The following is an 18,654-nucleotide window of genomic DNA, read 5'->3' on the forward strand; positions in this document are numbered from 1 at the left end:
CAAAAAGTTTGTCGGTCAAAACCAAGCCAAAAAAAATAAAAACACCTAAACAACTCCATTTAAAAGAAACAAAACACGCAATGATTAACTTATAACAACAAAAAACAATTTAAGCACCTTATTTTATATAATTTTAAGGAACCAAAACGGATCCCTAACTTTGTCAGTTTTAAGTAGTATTTAGGTGATATCTATGACAAGTTTTTAAAATTAGTATTCTACTTTTAAAAATAACATCCTATTTATAAGGTTTTATTTAAACTTCAACATAAATAATTGTTTTCAAGTAGAAAATTTACCTCAATTAATTTGTATATTTATCTTGATAAAAATTTCTCTTTTTACAATACAAATAATGTGAACTTAAAAAAAAATAATTTAGTCTATTCGTTAAGAATACCTTAAGAAAACTTCTAAATTAAACCTTACCTCAACTAAATAATTCTATACTTTTTAACTACAAGCTAAACCAAACCAACTGATGATTCTTCTTTTTAAAAGACAACTTATTTTAAATAAAAAAATGGCTTTAATCACTATTTGTTACACTAATATTAACCTCTTATACAACTAACAAATGAAACTTAATTTTCATTTTTTTATAACTATTATTTTTTGTTTATCCTTTTTTTTAGGGACAGCTCAAAATAATTCATTATTTAAATTAAATCCATCAAAATATATTGAACAAAGCAAAGAAGCAACAGTTTATAGCTTTGATTATAACAAACTGAGCATTGCTTTAAATAATACAAAAGGTTTAAACACGCTTTCAAAAAAAGAAAAAAACATTATTTATTTTCCGAATGCTAATGGTACACTAGAAAGATTTAAAATCACTGAGTTATCTGTTATGCAAAATGCAATGCAAAAAAAATATGCTAGTATAAAATCTTATGTAGGTTACGGCATAGATACCCCTTCTAATTATTTAAGATTTAGCCTCTCACCTAACAAAGGTTTTTCTGGTGTACTTTTAGCAAGTGATCATTCTGTATTTTATCAACCAAATACTCATTTAAAAAATAGTTTTTCTATTCTTCAAACACCCTCAGATGAAATGTTATTACCTTTTTCATGCAAAACGAGCGTTAAAAACAATAATTTAAAACAAAAAGGTATATTAAAAAAGAATACTTCTCAAAAAAGAGTTTTTACGATAGCATTGTCTGTAACTGGTGAATATTCTAGTTTTCATGGCAACTCATTAGCAGATGTAAATGCCGCTTTGGTTGCTAGTTTAACGAATATAAATGCCGTTTATGAAAGAGATTTTAATGTAACTTTTGTTTTGGCTGAAAATAATGATGCTATTATTTATCTTGATGAAGAAACCGATCCATATTCTGATTTCTCATCCGAGTATGGAGAAGAGTTACAACAAAACCTTGATGAAGTAATAGGCGATTCTAATTACGATTTAGGTCACCTTTTATCTGCTGTAGGCATAGAAGGAAATGCCAATTGCATAGGTTGTATATGTGAAAGTGGTAAAAAAGGAAGCGCATATTCGTCTAGCAACACACCTACTGGTTTTTATTTTGATTTTAGTTTGCTTGCACATGAAATAGGTCATCAATTAGGCGCTAACCACACATGGACTGCCGGAGGAAACGAAAGAACTAAAGTACAAGTAGAACCTGGTAGTGGATCTACAATAATGGGATATTCTGGGTTAGGAAAATCATCTAACATTCAATTGGCAAACGATGCTTATTTTCATGGCATATCAATTGAACAAATAAAAAATACGCTAAACAATACTACTTGTGGCACTACTAACGTATTAAACAACAATTCAAATACAACAAACACAAGAACAGATTTACTTTTACCCATTGGCACTCCTTTTAAATTAAGTGCTTTACCTAATAATGAAAATAAACAAACCTACTGCTGGGAGCAAATAAATGATAATGGCGCAAAAACAGTATATCCAAACCCAGACTTAAAAGACCCAGATGCTGTTTTATTTAGAAGTTATCCGCCAACTACAAATTCTGTTAGGTATTTTCCTAACCTTACAGACCTTAGATTTGGCTTAAATAGTACCCAATGGGAAAAAATACCCAATATTTCTAGATCTGCAAATTTTAGATTAACAACTAGAGAAAATATTCCTTTAGAAGCAGCCACTAATTTTGATGATATTAAAATTACATTTGATGATGCCTATGGCCCTTTTGAAATTATAAATTTTGCAGAAGATAATATAACAATAGCAAAAGGAAGCTCTCAAACCATTAAATGGCAGGTAAATAACACCAATAAACTATTGGGTGCAGAGCAGTTAAATTTATTACTTTCTACAAATGGTGGTATTTCTTATGATAGGGTTATTGCTAAAAACATACCCAACAATGGCGCTTACACTTTTAATATTCCAAATATAACTTCGTCTGAATGCCGATTTATGCTAGAGGCTTCTAATAACAATTTCTTTGCCATAAATAAAAAAAACATTGCCATTGATGTAGCACTTTTTAATAATTGTACGAATTATGAATCTGAACAAAATTTAGATTTACAGATATTTAATGAAGATCAGATTTTACCTTTTATTGTAACACATACTATAACAGTAGCAGAATCTAACATAATATCAGACATTAATATAGGTGTAAATATAGCACACGCTAATATTGGAGACTTAAAAATAACAATTAAAAGCCCAAAGGGCACCGAAATTACACTTAAAACACGCAATAGTTGTTCTATTGAAAAAAACTTAATTACTGTTTTTGATGATGAATCTATTGCTTTTAACTGTTTAAAAAGTGGCTCTAATATTCGTCAAAAATCACTTAACGACGCATTATCAACCTTTAATAATGAAGATGCTAAAGGAGATTGGACTATTGAACTTACCGATATTGGACTTGAAAACTATGCCGTTTTAAATTCTTGGTTTATAGAATTATGTAAAAAAGAAGAGAAAAATGTTATTTTTAAAGATGACGTTTTTAAAAATTTTGTGGTATTTCCAAATCCAAATTCTGGAAATTTTAGTATCAAAGCAAAAGCGCTTCATTCTTATAAAAAATTAAATATAGAACTTTTTAATATTAACGGTCAACTTATTTACTCTAAATACCTACCAGAGGTTACCTTTTTAAATGAAAACATTTCCATATTAAGACTAAAATATGGAGTGTACTTTTTAAGAATTACAGATTCTAATAACTCTTATTCTAAAAAAATAATAATCAATTAGATTGCTAAAAATAGATATTAAACACACAGTATTTATTCTGTATCACACTATTTATCTCGCTTTAAATTAGTTAAATAAACAACAATTTAAAGCACCCTAAACATTAGTAATAAAAGAGCTATTTTTAATTAAAACCAACTAAAGCTATAAGATATTTAGGTTTACCATACTAAAAACAGAATACCTGCTCTATTGTATATTATAGCATAATAACCATTTTTTATTAAAGTTATTACATAAAAAAACTGCCTGAAAATTAATTTTCAGGCAGTCATTTGTTCTGATTATAATAAATTATTGATTGTTTCTAAAACCAGAAGTTACACTACGCCATAATATTTCTGCTTCACCACCTTTACAACGGTAAGCTCCCATACGTAATTTAGCTTGTTTTGCTAAATCTGCTCTTGGAACTTGAAAGTTAGTAGTTACTCCATTTATATTCGCATTTACATAATGAGTTAAAGCTTGTCCTGGGTTTTGATGAAAACCTGTAGTTACATTAACATTAAAATCTCTATTTTGTCTTACTCTTGTTATAGGGCCAAACAATGTTCTTCCTCCAGCACCTGATCCACCACGTACTGTTATTTGCTCACGGTAAATATCATAATACTGTACACCATTTACTTTAATAGGCTTAGCTACGAACAAGCAAATTGCTGGATCTGGAGATCCGCCTCCACCATTATGAGTTCCTTTAGCTTGTATAAAATAAGTACCATTACTGTTACCTAAATCACCATTAGTAGATGTAGATGCGCCGTCTCCTGCTTTTTTAATTCTAACAACACCATTTACACTAACATAATTTCCGCTTTTTTTGTTTGTCACCACTTTACTAGCTCTTTCTATTCTTGGTTGTAGTCCATCAGTACTTGTACCTGCTCTTAGTCTATAAACTCCCCAAGTATACGTTGTACCATTGGTTGTTTGAACATAATTATACGGACAAGATCTATCGTCTATTTCTGTATTAACATTCTTGTTAACATCAAAACCACCTGAATAAGTATACTTTTGATTACCGAAACTACATGCGGAAGTTAAATTATTACTTTCAGGAGCAGAACTTTCATCCTGAATAGCATTCATGTCATCTTCCAATACTTCTTGGTCATTGTTTGAACAAGAAATTGCAACTGCTGACAATGCAACGATTGCCAGTGTTTTTAAAGTCATTAAATTTAATTGTTTTTTCATTTTAATTATAATTTAGGTTAGTTGATAAGAATGATTTGTTCACTATAAACCTTCATTCTTTTTGTAAACATAAAATTAAATCATTTTACCTCCATCCTGAGGTATACTGTCTTACCACGCTCTAACCTGTTCTGTTCTAAACTGTGATGCTATGTACTTTTAAGATAGTTACATCTCCCTAAAAAATGAATTATTATCTTTTTTTTATAGTTAAATAAATAATACCTCTATATAAAACCTTAATAAAAAAATAGCTATAACCATAAGTTAAATAAATTTTATTAAATATCGTTTTAAAATAAAAAAGCTATCCATAAATTGGATAGCTTTTATTGTAACTCAAAAATAGTGCTAAAATTAATTAACCCTACACAATTTTGTGTTTCTATATCTTATTCTAGCAGTAGTATCACCAAAATCACTTGCAACATAACCACCATATCTAAGAGTTGCTTTTTGCGCTGTATAAGTATGACTAAGGGTTAGAGATTTAGTTCCTGTTCCATTTGCTTCCGATATTTTTATAATCGAAAAATGTTTATTTTTACTACTATATCCTGTTGTTACATTTAAAATATATTCTCTCCCTTTAACAAGGTTTTTTAAAAAAGAAGATGTTCTTCTACCAGATCTTTGATCTGTAAACGGTTCTACAGAATGACTAACACTTACTTTAAAAAGATTAGGGTTAGATGTTTTTTACAGCTTGTACCCCTAAAATAGCACTATGAGCTACTTCTCCTTTTCTTAAACCATCTGCTATTGTACCTTGAGAATGCACTTGTGCGAAATTTGTTTCAGAATCACTTAAATCATCCAAAATAATTCTAGCTGTAAACCTAATATTTTTATTTGCACCTCTAGTTACAGGTAAAAAATCACGTTCTATTCTACACTTTGTTGTAGGATAGGTTAGTTGATAAGAATGAATTGTTCACTATAAACATTCACTCTTTTTGTAAACTTAAAATGAAATTAGTTTATACCTATCCTGACGTATACTGTACCTCCTGTTTTATAAATTGTTTTAATTTGTGTTATTATAACTATTACCCAAATAAAATTAATAATACCGCAATACAAGAACCTAATAAAAAATCAGCATACCACAAGTTAAATGAAATTTATTAAGTACGATTTAAAATGAAAAAGCTACCCATAAATTGGATAGCTTTTATTGTGACTAGAAAAATAGTGCTAAAATTAATTAACTCTACACAATTTTGTGTTTCTAAATCTTATTTTAGCAGTTGTATCGCCAGAATCACTTGCAACATAACCACCATATCTAAGAGTTGCCTTTTCTGCCGTATAAGTATGACTAAGGGTTACAGATTTAGTTCCTGTTCCATTTGCTTCCGATATTTTTATAATCGAAAAATGTTTATTTTTACTACTATATCCTGTTGTTACATTTAAAATATATTCTCTTCCTTTAACAAGGTTTTTTAAAAATGAAGTTGTTCTTCTACCAGATCTTTGATCTGTAAACGGTTCTACAGAATGGCTTACAGTTACTTTGTAAAGATTTGGGTTAGATGTTTTTACAGCTTGTACTCCAAAAATAGCACTAGCAGCTATTTCTCCTTTTCTTAAACCATCCATTATTTTTCCTTGTGAATGTACCTGTGCAAAATTTGTTTCAGAATTACTTAAGTCATCCAAAATAATTCTAGAGGTAAACCTAATATTTTTATTGACTCCTCTAGTTACAGGCTGAAAAGAACGTTCTACTCTACATTTTGTTGTAGGATATCTAGAAGACGACCCTGTTAAAGAATAAACTCCATAAGTTCTCCTTGATCCATTAGCTAAAGTAACAGTTTGATGACTATAACCACCAACATTAGTTCTACAATCTAAGGTTCCTATATTTACAGGGTTGGTTATATCAGAACAAGCATTACCAGCTAATGCATCATCTCCAAGGCTTGGAAACCTTGTTTCATTGCAATTTGTTGCGCTTGTTAAATTTTCTAGGTCATAAAGAAGTTCTTGGTTTTCATCGCTCGCAACATCTTGCAATGTTGATTCAGAATCATCTTCACTACTACAGCCCATAACTGTACTTACTAATAAAACTATTAATAGTTTTTTTACATACTTTAAATTTTGTTGTTTTTTCATTTTTAATTTAGGTTTAGGTTAGTTGATAAAAGCATAAAAATAATTCCTACACCTACTCCTCCCATCCTGCACCAACCTGTATAACTATCAATCTAAATAGGCTTTATAGTTTAAAAAAAACGCTATCATCTCTTCTAATTTATGATTTCTACTTTTATAAACATAACAACTGATAACTAAAAAACCTCTTTGAGTCGTAACAATCTAAAAAAAACACATCAAATAACTGATCGCAGTTTTTAGAAGAAAAGAAAAAAAATATCAAAGTAGTTAATGAATCCTTAAAGAAAAACACAAATTCTGAAGGCTGATAATAAAAAATTAAGAGGTCTAAAAAAATAATAGAAAGTCATTTATCTATTTTAAAACAATCTTAAATATAACAAAATTAAGAAAACACACTAAAAAATAAATTTACCCTTGCTAAAAACAACACTGTATTGAAATCTGTTTATTAACATCAAGTGGGGCATAAAATAATAAAAAAAAATTAATTATATTAAAAACAGGGTTAAACTATAAATAATTTAACCCTGAATTTTTATACTTACACTATTTTTAGGATAGTGTTATATTTGTATTATAATTGGTATTGGTAGTTTATTTAATCTCTACAACTTCTAGATCAAAAACAAGATCTTTACCTGCTAAAGGATGGTTACCATCTATTACAATACTTTCATCTTTTACTTCTACAACCATTAAATTCATTTCTCTACCGTCTGGCGATTTAGAAACTAGTCCCATACCTACTTGTGGCTCCATATCTTGAGGAAGATCAGATTTATTTACTTCTTGAATTAAATCTTTATTTACCTCTCCGTATGCTTCTTCTTTAACAATTGTAATGGTTTTCTTTTCACTTACTTTCATGTCAATTAAACCTTTTTCAAAACCAGGTATTAAACTTCCTTCTCCTAAAGTAAATTCTATAGGTTCTTTTCCTTCAGACGTATCAAAAATTTGCCCGTCTGCTAATTTACCTGTATAATGTACTTTTACTGTATTGTTTTCTTTTACTTGACTCATACTATCTTATTTAATTTGAAAAATAGATTTTGCATAATTCTTACACAAAACTCTTTTAGTTTAAACTTACAGAAAGATTATCCGCCAAAATCAAGCCAAAAAAATAAAAACCTTATAAATAACTACTTCTAAAAGGAACAGAACAGGCTGTAATCGGCTAATAAGGACAAACAGCAGCAATAAGGTTCTTTTTTAATTTAATTTATTACCACCATAACTCATCCGCAACTTTGTCAGTTTTAAGAAGTATTTATGACAACTTTGTAAAACCTGCATCCTTATTATAAAAATATTAAATTCCGATAACAATTTTACTACAATAACAGCACCAAATTAATACACCTTTATAAAGGTTCATCATTTTTTTATAAAACTCGTACGAATAACTAATGCTTAATTTTTATATAAACTTTCCTCCTACATTTTTAAATCTCAATTATAAAATGACATAAATAGCTCATTTTGATTGCTGTTTTTTTAACTCAAAAAAGGTACTTTAGCTCTCTATATTTTAAGAGCTATATCAACTATTAAATACCATCTAAAAATCGAATTTTATACTAATATTGTATCCTGCATAAGTTAAAAAAAATTGAAAGAAAATGAAAATACTGCACACTGCCGATTGGCATTTAGGACATCGACTGCACGAACAATCTCAATTTGAAGAACAATCTTTATTTTTAAATTGGATTGAAACTTACATTATTGAGCAAAAAATTGATGTACTTTTAATTTCTGGCGATGTTTTTGACACTGGTTCTCCATCGAACCAAAGTTTAGAAATGTATTACAGTTTTTTAGTAAAACTTAACGGCACCACATGTAAATCTATAATTATTACCGGTGGAAACCATGATTCTCCAGGTACTTTAAATGCACCAAAACATATTTTAAACGCACTTTCTATTAAAGTAGTTGGTAAAGCAACGGAACATATAGAAGATGAAGTTTTTGAAATTAAAATTAATGATGAAACAGTAATTATTGCAGCTGTACCTTATTTACGAGATGGAGATATTAGACGTGCAGTTGCAGGCGAAACTTTTGATGAATTAACAGATAAATACAAAACAGCATTAATTAATCATTACAATTCCGCAGCCAAACAATGTGAAGCCATAAATACAAGTAATGCACCTGTAATTGCCATGGGACATTTATTTGCAACTGGTGGTTCTATTAGTGATAGTGAGCAAAATATTTATGTTGGAACCTTAGGACATATTGGTGCCCAAGATTTTCCAACATATTTTGATTACGTGGCACTTGGGCATTTACACAGACCTCAAATAATTGGTAATAATGATAAAATACGGTATTCTGGATCGCCCAATATTTTAAGTTTTAGCGAATTAAAATATGATAAAAAAATAATTGTTTTAACAATAGAAAACAATAAAATTAGTTCGATTGAAGATGCTATAATTCCGCATTTTAGAAACTTTTATAAATTAGAAGGAACCATTGATGCATGTATTGCTCAGTTTCCAACTATAATTTCTAACGCTTACAAATTAACACCTTGGGTAGAAATTGCACTTAAAGAAGCACATACTGTAAATACAGACGATTTAAAAAATGCTGCAGAACAATATCCTTTTGAAATTTTAAAAATTGCTTTAAAAAAACAACGAAATACCAAAGGTATTGAAGAATTGTTAGCCGAAACAAAATCGATAAAAGAACTCTTGCCAATGGAAGTTTTTGAATTAAAATGCGAAGAAATGGGCTATGATTTAGAAAACAAACCCGAAGTTAAAGATGCTTTTAATGAAATTTTACAATCTGTTAAAAACCAATAAGACAGCTTCCTATGAAAATTTTAAAGATAGAATTACAAAATATAAATTCATTAAAATCAGACGCAGCTACTGTAATAGATTTTGAAAGCGAACAGTTTAAAGATGTTGGTTTGTATGCAATTACAGGTTCTACAGGTGCAGGAAAAACAACAATATTAGATGCCATAACCATTGCTTTATACCACAATGTACCAAGATTTAATGGTACAAAAGGGACTTTAATAGATGTTGTAAGTCATGGCGCTAATGATGCATTTAGTAGAATTACTTTCGAAAACGACCTAACCGTTTACGAAGCCTTTTGGGGAATTAGAATTGCTGATAAAAAAGGAAAAAAATACAAGAACGCTAAAGAAGAAGTCAGTTTAAAAAACTTAACAACAGATACTATTTTAGCAACTCAAAAAAGAGACTTAATTACAAACATAACTCAGGTTACACAATTAGATTACAATCAGTTTTTACGATCTGTAATGTTAGCACAAGGAGAATTTGCTTCTTTTTTAACTGCCAAAGGACCTGAAAAAGGACGTTTATTAGAACAAATTACAGGCGAGCAGATTTATAAAAAAATTGGGCAAGGTATTTTAGATCGAAAATCGAAAGAAGAAAAAAAATTAGTAGAAATTCAATCTAAAATTAATGCAGATGATGTTTTAACGGAAGATGCTAAAGCAGAATTAGTACAAAAAAACAAAACCTTAGATGCCGAAATTATAAAAACAGAAAAGGATTTAACAGCAACGCAACTTATTGTAAATTGGTATGTGCAATTACAAGAATTGATGGTACAGTCTGAAACTCTAGATAAAAACGCTATAACTTTAGCGGTCTTTATAGAGAAGCATCAACCTGAATTAAATTTATTAGCCTTACATGAAAAAGCAGCGCCTTTTAAAGAGTTAATTCAGAATTTAAACAATACTGAAAAAGAAGTTATCGCTAAAGAAAATCAATTAAAAACAATTGAAAAAGAAATCGTTGTTCTAAAACCACAAATTGAAAGTTTAGAGCTTATCTCGAAAAAAGAAGCGCTAGAAATAGACGTTTCTGAGAAAGAGTTTTCTGCTTGGTTGCCAAAATTTGATGCAATTACAAAGTTAGATAGTGAGTTAAAAAATGAAGCTGCAGCCAACCAAAAATCAAAAGAAAAATTAACCGAATTAACGCAACAAATTGATGTTTTAAAAGTTGATCAACAAAAATTAAAGCAAGAATTAACGGTTACAGAAGCAACTATTAAAATTGATGAAACTTATATTTCTACAAACATTTATTTAAAGGAAGTAGCTTTAGAAATATCTGATTGGACAAGCGGTTTAACCACTTTAAAAGCACGTAAAGAAACATTAAATACTAGTGCTTTATCAATTAATCAGAAAAAAGAAGGCATCATAAAAACTACCGAAAGTTTAAAAACCAATAATGAAATACTTCTGCAAAAAATAACTGCATTTAAAAAGATAGAGAAAGAAATTACCGTTGTTAATGCAGCACTAAATAAAAATAACATAAGTGATTTAATCACCAAAAAAGACAACCTTCTTTCCTTAGAAACAAATTGGAAACAATTTAAAACACTGGCAGAACAACATCAAAAATCAACAATAACAAAAACAACTTTAGAAACAAGTAAAAAATCTTTTTCTACGGATTTAGAAAACCTTCAAAAACAAATAGAAGCCTCAAAAAAAGAACTAGAAATTCAAGAAAAATCGGTGTTAGATGCCTCTAAAATTTTAGAGTTAGAAAAAAGTGTTGCTAAATATGAAAATGACCGTCAGCATTTAATTAACGGAGAACCTTGTGGTTTATGTGGTTCTAAAGAACATCCGTTTACGGAACATTTAGTTGAAATTAATATTTCTAAATCTGAATTAGAACTTACCAACAGAAAGGAAAAATTACATAAATTAATTGATTCTAAAACCACTTTAGATAAACATAAAGTTCAATTAAACACTAAAATAGATAGTTTATCGCAGCAAATTAACACCATTATAAATGAGTTAAAAACGATTGAAACGAATGCAAAACAATTAAATCTTACATGTAATTTAAGCAATAGTACTCAAATTGATCTTGAGATACATTTATTAATGGAACAACTTAAAGTTTTAAATGAAAACATTAAAATTGCACAACAATTACAACTTGACAAAAATAGGTTATCAAAAGAAATTGAAATACAAAACCAAGCAGTTTCTACTTTAAAAACCACGGTTGCAACACTTGAAGAAAAAAATAAAAATGCAAAAATTGATATTGAACAGGTTCAAAAATCTATCGATAGTTTATCTAAAATTTGTGCAGATTTAGAAACGGGTCTTAAAACCAAACTTTCTAAATTTAAGTATCAGCTACCATCACCAGAACATACAAACATATTTATTAAAGAAATTGAAATACAAATTTCTCAGTTTCTGAAAACTGAAAAGAATTTAGAGGCTTTAAAAGCAGCTACCAAAGTAATTGACAACAAGTTAGAAAACCATACAAAACAATTAGAAACTTATTTAAAAACACAAACTGAATATCTTAAATCGATAAGTGATACCACACAAAAATTAGCGCAATTAAAAACCGAACGAATTGCCATTTTACCTATTGATATTTCTGTAGAAAATAAAAGAAATAGTTTGCAACTTGTAAAAAATAAACTGGTTGAAAAGGCAAAATTGAGTGCTACTGCATTGCAAAAATTAATAGATGCTAAAAATAAACAAGATACTTTAAAAGTTGAAAATAATACAGAGCAAAAAAGATTAAAAGATAAATTAACAACCTTAAAAATAACACTAGAGTCAGAATTAAAAAACAGTGATTTTACCTCTAAAGAAAATATAGAAAGTGCTTTACTTTCGGTTGAAGACAAACAAAAATACACTAAAAACAAAGAGCGCATAAAAGAGAATGAACTACAAATTAAAACCTTAAAAGAGGTAAATATAAAAGCAATAGAAACCCTAAATAAATCTAGAAATTTTGAAATCACCGAAACAGAAAGTAAAGAAACTTTAAAAGAATTTAAAAGTAAAAAAGATAACTTCTTAACAGAAAAAGGTAAAATTACTGAAGCTTTAAGAAAGGATCAAGAAATTAGAAATCGAAACCAAGAGACCTATAAAAAAATTGATGCGCAAGCAGAAATTTGTAAAGTTTGGAAAGAACTCTTTGTCATCATCGGTAATTCTAAAGACGCATTTAATGTGTACGTACAACGCTTAACTTTAAAACATCTGTTAGACCTAGCCAATGTACATTTGTACAAATTAAATAAGCGGTATTCTTTAAAAATGGAAGATAACTACAAACCGAAAGAAGAGCTTAATTTTAATTTAATAGACCATTATCAAACAGATCAAGCAAGATTGGTAGATACTTCTAGTGGTGGCGAAAAGTTTATAATTAGTTTGGCTTTGGCTTTAGGTTTATCTGATTTAGCGAGTAAAAATGTAAAAATAGATTCTCTTTTTATTGATGAAGGTTTTGGTACTTTAGATAGCAATACGCTAGAAACCGTAATTTCTACCCTAGAAACGCTACAATCGCAAGGCAAAATAATAGGAATAATATCTCACGTAGAAAATTTAAAAGAGCGTATACCTACTCAGATTCAAATTACCAAAAAAAGTAACGGTGTTAGTGGAGTTATGGTAATTTAGAAAATTATTTTTTATAAACAACCTAAGTATAAAAGAGATTATAAATCAGTTTTTTATCCAAATTACAAAGTAAAACCTCGTTAAGAAACTAAAATAGTAAAACAAAAAATGACTACCATTAAAAGAACAAATTCAGATAATCTAGATTTTATAAAATTGGTAAAAGAATTAGATATTGATTTGGGTGTATATTACAAAGAAGAAGAATCTTTTTATGGAGAATTAAATAATATCGACAAAATAAAACACACTATTGTTGCTTATAATAAAGAAGATGAACCTATTGGTTGTGGAGGAATTAAAGAATTCTCTATAAAAGAAATAGAGATTAAACGAATGTACATAAAACCAAATTATCGAGGACAAGGAATTGCATCAATAATATTAAATGAATTAGAAAACTGGAGTAGTGAATTAAATTATGAAAAATGTATTTTAGAAACTCTTAAAGAAAAACCTTACGCAATTGCTTTTTATGAAAAGAATAAATATAATGAAATTTCTAATTTCGGAGAATATGCAAAAGCTAAAAACAGTGTTTGTTTTGAAAAGACATTAAAATAAATTGACTTAAAATAGTAAAATTATCAATCAATAAAAATGTCTACCACATTGCTGCAATAGACATTTTATCCAACTAAAACTAACTAATATTATTTACTTAAAACGTATATGTAATTGTTGCTTTTGCAAAAAACGGAGTTCCTGGTGTAAAGTGAATTTCTTCTACAGATTCCGTTTCGTTTTGTAATCTACTTTCTGTTGCAAACTGAGTTTCATTCCATGCTACATCAAAAATATTTTCTAAAGCTACACCAAAAGTAATGTCGTTCATTTTATAGTTGATGTTAAAATCACTTACAAAATAACCATCTGCAACAATAGAATTATCTTCATTTGCAGGTCTATCATCTATAAAACGGTAGCGTAAGCCTCCAGAAAAGTTACCCAGATTAGAGAATGATAATCCTCCAGACATTGTAAAATCTGGCGATAAAGGAATGTAATCTTCCCCAGAAATATTTTCTAAACTTCTTGATTTTGTAGCCGTTAAATCTGTATCTAAATACAACCAATCTGTAAATTGATATCTTAATCCAAAATCGAAACCAAATCTTTCTGATTTACCAGAAGGTTCTATTACACCAGCATCACCAACATAAACCAATTCTTCTTCAGATAACAAATACCAAACCGCCGTGTTTAATACTAAATTTTTAGTAGGTTTCCAGATATTACCAAAATCTGCACCATAAGCTCTTGGTAAAATTTTATCTGTTTCTTGTTGTAAAATTACTCTTGCATCGTTAGAATGAAACCCAATTCCAGATTTTAAATACCATTGTAAATTATCATTCTGTGTAAATAAAAAGTTCAATTTAGGGTTTACAATTGCTTCCGATTTTGACAGCGTTTTATAAGTTGGATTTAATCGATCATTATATAAAAACTTAAAATAATCTAAACGTACTGAAGGTGATATTTTAAATTTACCAACTTCAAAATCAGCATTAAAAAAGGCAAACATATTGGTTTGTTTTACATCACCTAATTGAATCTGATTTAATGTCTCTGACCTATTTTTTGTATGAGATAATTCAATATCATTTATTAAATCGTAACGTAACCCTGCTCCTTTTGTATACGTAGCTTCTACGTTTCCGTAATTTACAATATTAGATAACTGTACATTCATTCCAAAAATATCTCTATCTTCAAATTGTTTAATTTGATCGCCATTTACAGCATCCTCTAAAAAGAAAGTAAAGTTAGAGTACAACTCAAAATTATAATGAGAGTAAAATGCATTTGCTTTTAATAAAGAATCATCATCTAAGGTTTTATTTAACTCCACGTTAAAATTTGTTCTAGAAGTAAAACCTCCTTCAGTATCATCTATAGCGCCAAATCTGTTAATATTTCCGTTTGCTATTTCTCTTTCTGGTACTTGCCCAGAGGCATCCCAACTACTTGTAAAATGTGATGCTGTTAAAGAAATTCTGTCGGTATCATTTATAAAAGCGTTGTATTTACCAAAAATATTAACTCTATTAAAGTTTTGTGGAGACTCAAAAGCGCCATCTGTTTCTATATATTCTACAGCAACATACGCGTTTTGATCTTTTTTATTATCTAACAAATTAAACATCCCTAAAGTTCTTAGCGAGTTAAAATCTCCAAAACCTACTGAAACCGTATTGTTATTTATCGCCTTTTTGGTAGAAAAATCTACATAACCAGCAGTATTAAAATCGCCCGTATTTGCATAATAAGGTCCTTTACCAAAATTAATTTTCTGAATCGTTTCTGGAATTACAAAATGCAAATCGCTATATCCTTGTCCGTGTGCATGAGAAACCATATTAATTGGCATTCCGTCTACAGAAAGCGCAATATCTGTACCATGATCTATATCAAAACCTCTTAAAAATATTTGTTCTGCTTTCCCTCCACCTGCATGTTGACCAATAATTAAACCTGGAACTTTTCTTAAAATTTCTTGCGAAGAATTTACCGGATTTAACTCTAAATCTACTTTTGTAATAGTTTCTAAAGCATTCATTTCTTTACGTAAAACCAACTCATCTAACTGAAATATTTTAGAAACCAACGCTATTGTAATTCCGTTTTCTATATCGGTTTTAGTTATAATAATTTCTCTTTTTTCAAAACCTAAAAGACCAACTTCTAAAACATCGTTAGCTACTGTGTTTTCTAAAATAAAGCTACCATTTTCAGTTGTGTGTGTATGCGTATTTTTTACAGAATTGTAGATATACACATTCTCTACAGGTTGTTTAAAATCATCTACAACACGTCCTTTTAATTGTTGTGCAAAAGACTGTAAACAAAGTATCATCGCAAAAAGAAATATTAATTTTTGTTTCATATTCATAATTTTTTTGCGAATTTAAATATTTTTTATCTCTTTTTCTGTTAAAGGACCTAACTCATATATGGCACCTAATAATTCAGTTTTTAACAATCTAGCTTCCTCAACTTCTCCATTTCCTTTTAAAATATAAGCCGTATGTAATAAAGCTTCTGGTTCAAAAGTTTTACCAATTACATGGTTTCTAGAGATTTCTAGCGCTTTTTTTACATTTCCGTTTTTAAAGTGAGACCAAGCTAATAAATCGTAAGATTGTGCAGTAGCGCGTCCTTTAACCTCTTGTTCTGCAAGTGTTATTGCTTTTTCTGTTTTTGTAACATCATCTGCAAATAATAAAACGTCGTATTTATGATACATTACACCGTATTTTTTATTCGCTACTTTTGCTACATATTTTTTAATTTGATTTTCTTTTTCGACAACATCTCCCATGTACTCTGCAATTTCTGCTTTTAATAAATGATAATCTGGCGCTGCGTTTTCTTTTGTAACTGTTTCTAAAATGCGCAATGCTTCTGCAGGATTTCTTTCGTGAGAAAAAACAATCCAAGCAATTCCTTTTTTAGCATAACTATCATTTTTATCTAATGCTAAGGCACTTAAATACGTATTATAAGAATCTTTAATTCTACCTGCATGACCATAATAATCTGCTAAATTTGTATAATTCCATTGCGTTAAATACGTATTGTTAGAAGATTTTGCAATAACTAATGCTGCTTCTAAATATTTAATTGCATTGTCTAAATTACCTATGTGATCATTGTATTTAGAGACTCTAATTAAATAATCGAAATCTTTAAAATTTTTCACTTTAGATAAGTATTCTTCTACTTTAGGTAAGTTTCCTAATTCTAAATACACATCAATTAACATATAATGTGATTGTTGTAAATTCTCACCAATAGATTCCGCTTTTGTTACCAAAGCCAAAGCTTCTTTAAAACGATGTTGAGAAATATAGTTTCTTGCCAAACTTCTTAAATAACCAGCGCTATTATAATTTGTTTTTTCATTGGCAATTAATAAGTTTTGTTCTGCTTTTTTTAGTGCATCAATATTACCCGTAATTTTAAACATGGTGGTATTTGCTGCAGCTAATTTTGCATTATAAGGAAATTGGTTTGGTGTTTTATCTAGCTTTGTTTTCCAGAAATTATATTCTGATGTTGAGTTCTCTAAAGCTATATTTTTAGTAGTTGTTAAATAACTATTATAGTCATTTACGTTTGTTATTTGCTTGTTTGGTTCTGTAGTGCAACTAGTTGCTATTGAAAAAGTTACAAATAATAAAATTAGTTGGATAGATTTCATAATTTATATTTTTTAGTTAGTTTGATAAAAAAAAACTGGCGCTAGTCCCCCGATTTGCGCCAGTTAACAAAGCATTCTACCAAGGAGAAGCTAAGTATGGAAAAGATATTAAAAATTCTTTATCGTTTCCATCTACATGATCATTAGAAAAATCTGGGTTTTCAGTAAAATCTTCACCTCCAAAAATCAATAATAATTCAACTGTAATTACATCATCTGCTAATGCTCTACCAGAAAGTGTATTTGCTGCATTACCATCGTAAAATGTAGTGGTACCATCTAAAGAAACATTTAAAACATCTGCGGCTAAAAAACCTGTAAATGCTGCTGCATCTTGTCCTAATGCATTTTTATCTCCATCGTTTGCAAAAGCAGGGCTTAAACCTTTTAAATTAGCCTCAAACATAGATTGAAACATAGCTCCTTGATTAGAAGGAATAGTAACGTTAAAAGCATCTTTACTATCAGCAGAAACAAAAACAGTATTTATTGCTGGTCTACCCATTTGATCTTTTTGAGCGTACGTACCAGAAAAATCTGCACCTGCTTCTACCATAGTATTGTCATCATCGTTATTAGTACAGCTCATTACAAAAAGAGATAATACTGCTACTGCTAAATATTTTATTTTATAAATTTTCATGATATTATTTTTTAAAGTTGATTATAATTATTGTTTTGCGTTAGATGTTACCCAAGTATTAATTTTACCAGAACCACCAATAGAAGATTTAGGTACTTCTACTACAATAGAAAGCACATTAGATCCTGCAAAAGTATCTGCTCCTGGATTGTTAAAGCTTGTAGCCATACCACCAACAATAGCTCCGTATTGTGCAAAATCCATAAAGAAAGGATCATCTCTTGGTCCTGCAAAAAGTTTCATTCCGTTTGTATTTGCAACAATTGCAGAAGCACCATACTTAGAAATTTCAACTTCAGATTTTGTTGCCATTTCATTAACAGTACTATTTAATCCTGTTGTTGATGGAGAAAAAGGTCCGAAAAAATACATTTTACCATCTCTTGGAATTGCCTGAATTACTAAATCTTCTACCATATCATTATTGGTATCAATATTAAATTCTACCATAACATTTTCTGCAAAAGATGCCGTTGCAGATGCAGTAGGGCTTAATAACCCTTGCACGTTAGCAACAAATACTAAATTGTTTGTGTCTTCTCCTTGAAACGCATAGAAGTCTGTAATGTCTGCTGTTGTACCTTTAGATGCAGGAGCGTCTATATGATCTGCTGCAACTGTAACTAAACCGATAACCGCTGCGAAAACGGTTGCTACTAAAATTTTACTTTTTTTCATTGTGTGAGTTTTTAAGTTAATATTTAATTGAATCTCACAGATACTTACGAGGAGAAAGTTGTTTTGGTTTTAAAAAAGTTTGT

At 29.2% G+C, this 18,654-nt stretch carries 10 protein-coding genes and 1 pseudogene; 4 read left to right on the forward strand and 7 right to left on the reverse strand.

Annotated elements, in window-relative coordinates; genetic code table 11:
- Nucleotides 1–577: 577 nt before the first annotated feature.
- On the forward strand, nucleotides 578–3,214 hold the full coding sequence (locus GQR92_RS03210) for a zinc-dependent metalloprotease (RefSeq protein ID WP_158837768.1): 2,637 nt from the start codon (nucleotides 578–580) through the stop codon (nucleotides 3,212–3,214).
- A gap of 294 nt (nucleotides 3,215–3,508) precedes the next feature.
- Here the strand turns inward: GQR92_RS03210 and GQR92_RS03215 are convergent, their stop codons facing one another.
- The 4 genes from GQR92_RS03215 to GQR92_RS03225 all read right to left on the reverse strand — a co-directional run bounded on the left by GQR92_RS03215 (nucleotide 3,509) and on the right by GQR92_RS03225 (nucleotide 7,573).
- Nucleotides 3,509–4,417, reverse strand: coding sequence for a hypothetical protein (locus GQR92_RS03215; protein WP_158837769.1), 909 nt, complete (start codon nucleotides 4,415–4,417; stop codon nucleotides 3,509–3,511).
- Between the two features lie 688 nt (nucleotides 4,418–5,105).
- Nucleotides 5,106–5,237 carry a hypothetical protein gene (locus GQR92_RS18105; protein WP_302849598.1) on the reverse strand — a complete coding sequence of 44 codons (132 nt, stop codon included), beginning with the start codon at nucleotides 5,235–5,237 and terminating at the stop codon, nucleotides 5,106–5,108.
- A gap of 383 nt (nucleotides 5,238–5,620) precedes the next feature.
- Nucleotides 5,621–6,544 (reverse strand): hypothetical protein, encoded by a 924-nt coding sequence (locus tag GQR92_RS03220; RefSeq protein ID WP_158837770.1) that lies wholly within the window; start codon nucleotides 6,542–6,544, stop codon nucleotides 5,621–5,623.
- Nucleotides 6,545–7,144: 600 nt separating this feature from the next.
- Complete coding sequence (locus tag GQR92_RS03225) at nucleotides 7,145–7,573, reverse strand: FKBP-type peptidyl-prolyl cis-trans isomerase (RefSeq protein ID WP_158837771.1); 429 nt, start codon at nucleotides 7,571–7,573, stop codon at nucleotides 7,145–7,147.
- A 602-nt stretch (nucleotides 7,574–8,175) separates the two neighbouring features.
- Between GQR92_RS03225 and sbcD the strand changes: the two genes are divergently transcribed.
- The 3 genes from sbcD to GQR92_RS03240 all read left to right on the forward strand — a co-directional run bounded on the left by sbcD (nucleotide 8,176) and on the right by GQR92_RS03240 (nucleotide 13,607).
- Nucleotides 8,176–9,378 carry an exonuclease subunit SbcD gene (sbcD, locus tag GQR92_RS03230; RefSeq protein WP_158837772.1) on the forward strand — a complete coding sequence of 401 codons (1,203 nt, stop codon included), beginning with the start codon at nucleotides 8,176–8,178 and terminating at the stop codon, nucleotides 9,376–9,378.
- Between the two features lie 11 nt (nucleotides 9,379–9,389).
- The gene (locus GQR92_RS03235; RefSeq protein WP_158837773.1) at nucleotides 9,390–13,043 is read left to right on the forward strand and encodes an AAA family ATPase; all 3,654 of its coding nucleotides are present in this window, start codon (nucleotides 9,390–9,392) and stop codon (nucleotides 13,041–13,043) included.
- A gap of 108 nt (nucleotides 13,044–13,151) precedes the next feature.
- Nucleotides 13,152–13,607: a GNAT family N-acetyltransferase gene (locus GQR92_RS03240; protein WP_158837774.1), complete on the forward strand. Its 456-nt coding sequence runs from the start codon at nucleotides 13,152–13,154 to the stop codon at nucleotides 13,605–13,607.
- 97 nt (nucleotides 13,608–13,704) lie between these two features.
- On the opposite strand, the gene GQR92_RS03245 is transcribed toward GQR92_RS03240, so the two are convergent.
- From GQR92_RS03245 to GQR92_RS17900, 3 genes and pseudogenes are all read right to left on the reverse strand, one after another.
- On the reverse strand, nucleotides 13,705–15,933 hold the full coding sequence (locus GQR92_RS03245; protein ID WP_158837775.1) for a TonB-dependent receptor: 2,229 nt from the start codon (nucleotides 15,931–15,933) through the stop codon (nucleotides 13,705–13,707).
- A gap of 21 nt (nucleotides 15,934–15,954) precedes the next feature.
- Entirely contained in the window at nucleotides 15,955–17,250 is a 1,296-nt protein-coding gene (locus GQR92_RS03250; RefSeq protein WP_158837776.1) for a tetratricopeptide repeat protein, read from the reverse strand.
- A gap of 76 nt (nucleotides 17,251–17,326) precedes the next feature.
- Nucleotides 17,327–18,571: pseudogene (locus GQR92_RS17900) on the reverse strand (DUF4331 family protein).
- Nucleotides 18,572–18,654: the final 83 nt, after the last annotated feature.

This window comes from Polaribacter sp. L3A8, assembly GCF_009796785.1.
Classification (GTDB): Bacteria; Bacteroidota; Bacteroidia; order Flavobacteriales; family Flavobacteriaceae; genus Polaribacter.

Coding starts and splice junctions, on each gene's coding strand:
- GQR92_RS03235 (WP_158837773.1), top strand. CDS start 9,390: ATGAAAATTTTAAAGATAGAATTACAAAATATAAATTCATTAAAATCA.
- GQR92_RS03240 (WP_158837774.1), top strand. CDS start 13,152: ATGACTACCATTAAAAGAACAAATTCAGATAATCTAGATTTTATAAAA.
- GQR92_RS03225 (WP_158837771.1), bottom strand. CDS start 7,573: ATGAGTCAAGTAAAAGAAAACAATACAGTAAAAGTACATTATACAGGT.
- GQR92_RS03210 (WP_158837768.1), top strand. CDS start 578: ATGAAACTTAATTTTCATTTTTTTATAACTATTATTTTTTGTTTATCC.
- GQR92_RS03250 (WP_158837776.1), bottom strand. CDS start 17,250: ATGAAATCTATCCAACTAATTTTATTATTTGTAACTTTTTCAATAGCA.
- GQR92_RS03215 (WP_158837769.1), bottom strand. CDS start 4,417: ATGAAAAAACAATTAAATTTAATGACTTTAAAAACACTGGCAATCGTT.
- sbcD (WP_158837772.1), top strand. CDS start 8,176: ATGAAAATACTGCACACTGCCGATTGGCATTTAGGACATCGACTGCAC.
- GQR92_RS03220 (WP_158837770.1), bottom strand. CDS start 6,544: ATGAAAAAACAACAAAATTTAAAGTATGTAAAAAAACTATTAATAGTT.
- GQR92_RS03245 (WP_158837775.1), bottom strand. CDS start 15,933: ATGAAACAAAAATTAATATTTCTTTTTGCGATGATACTTTGTTTACAG.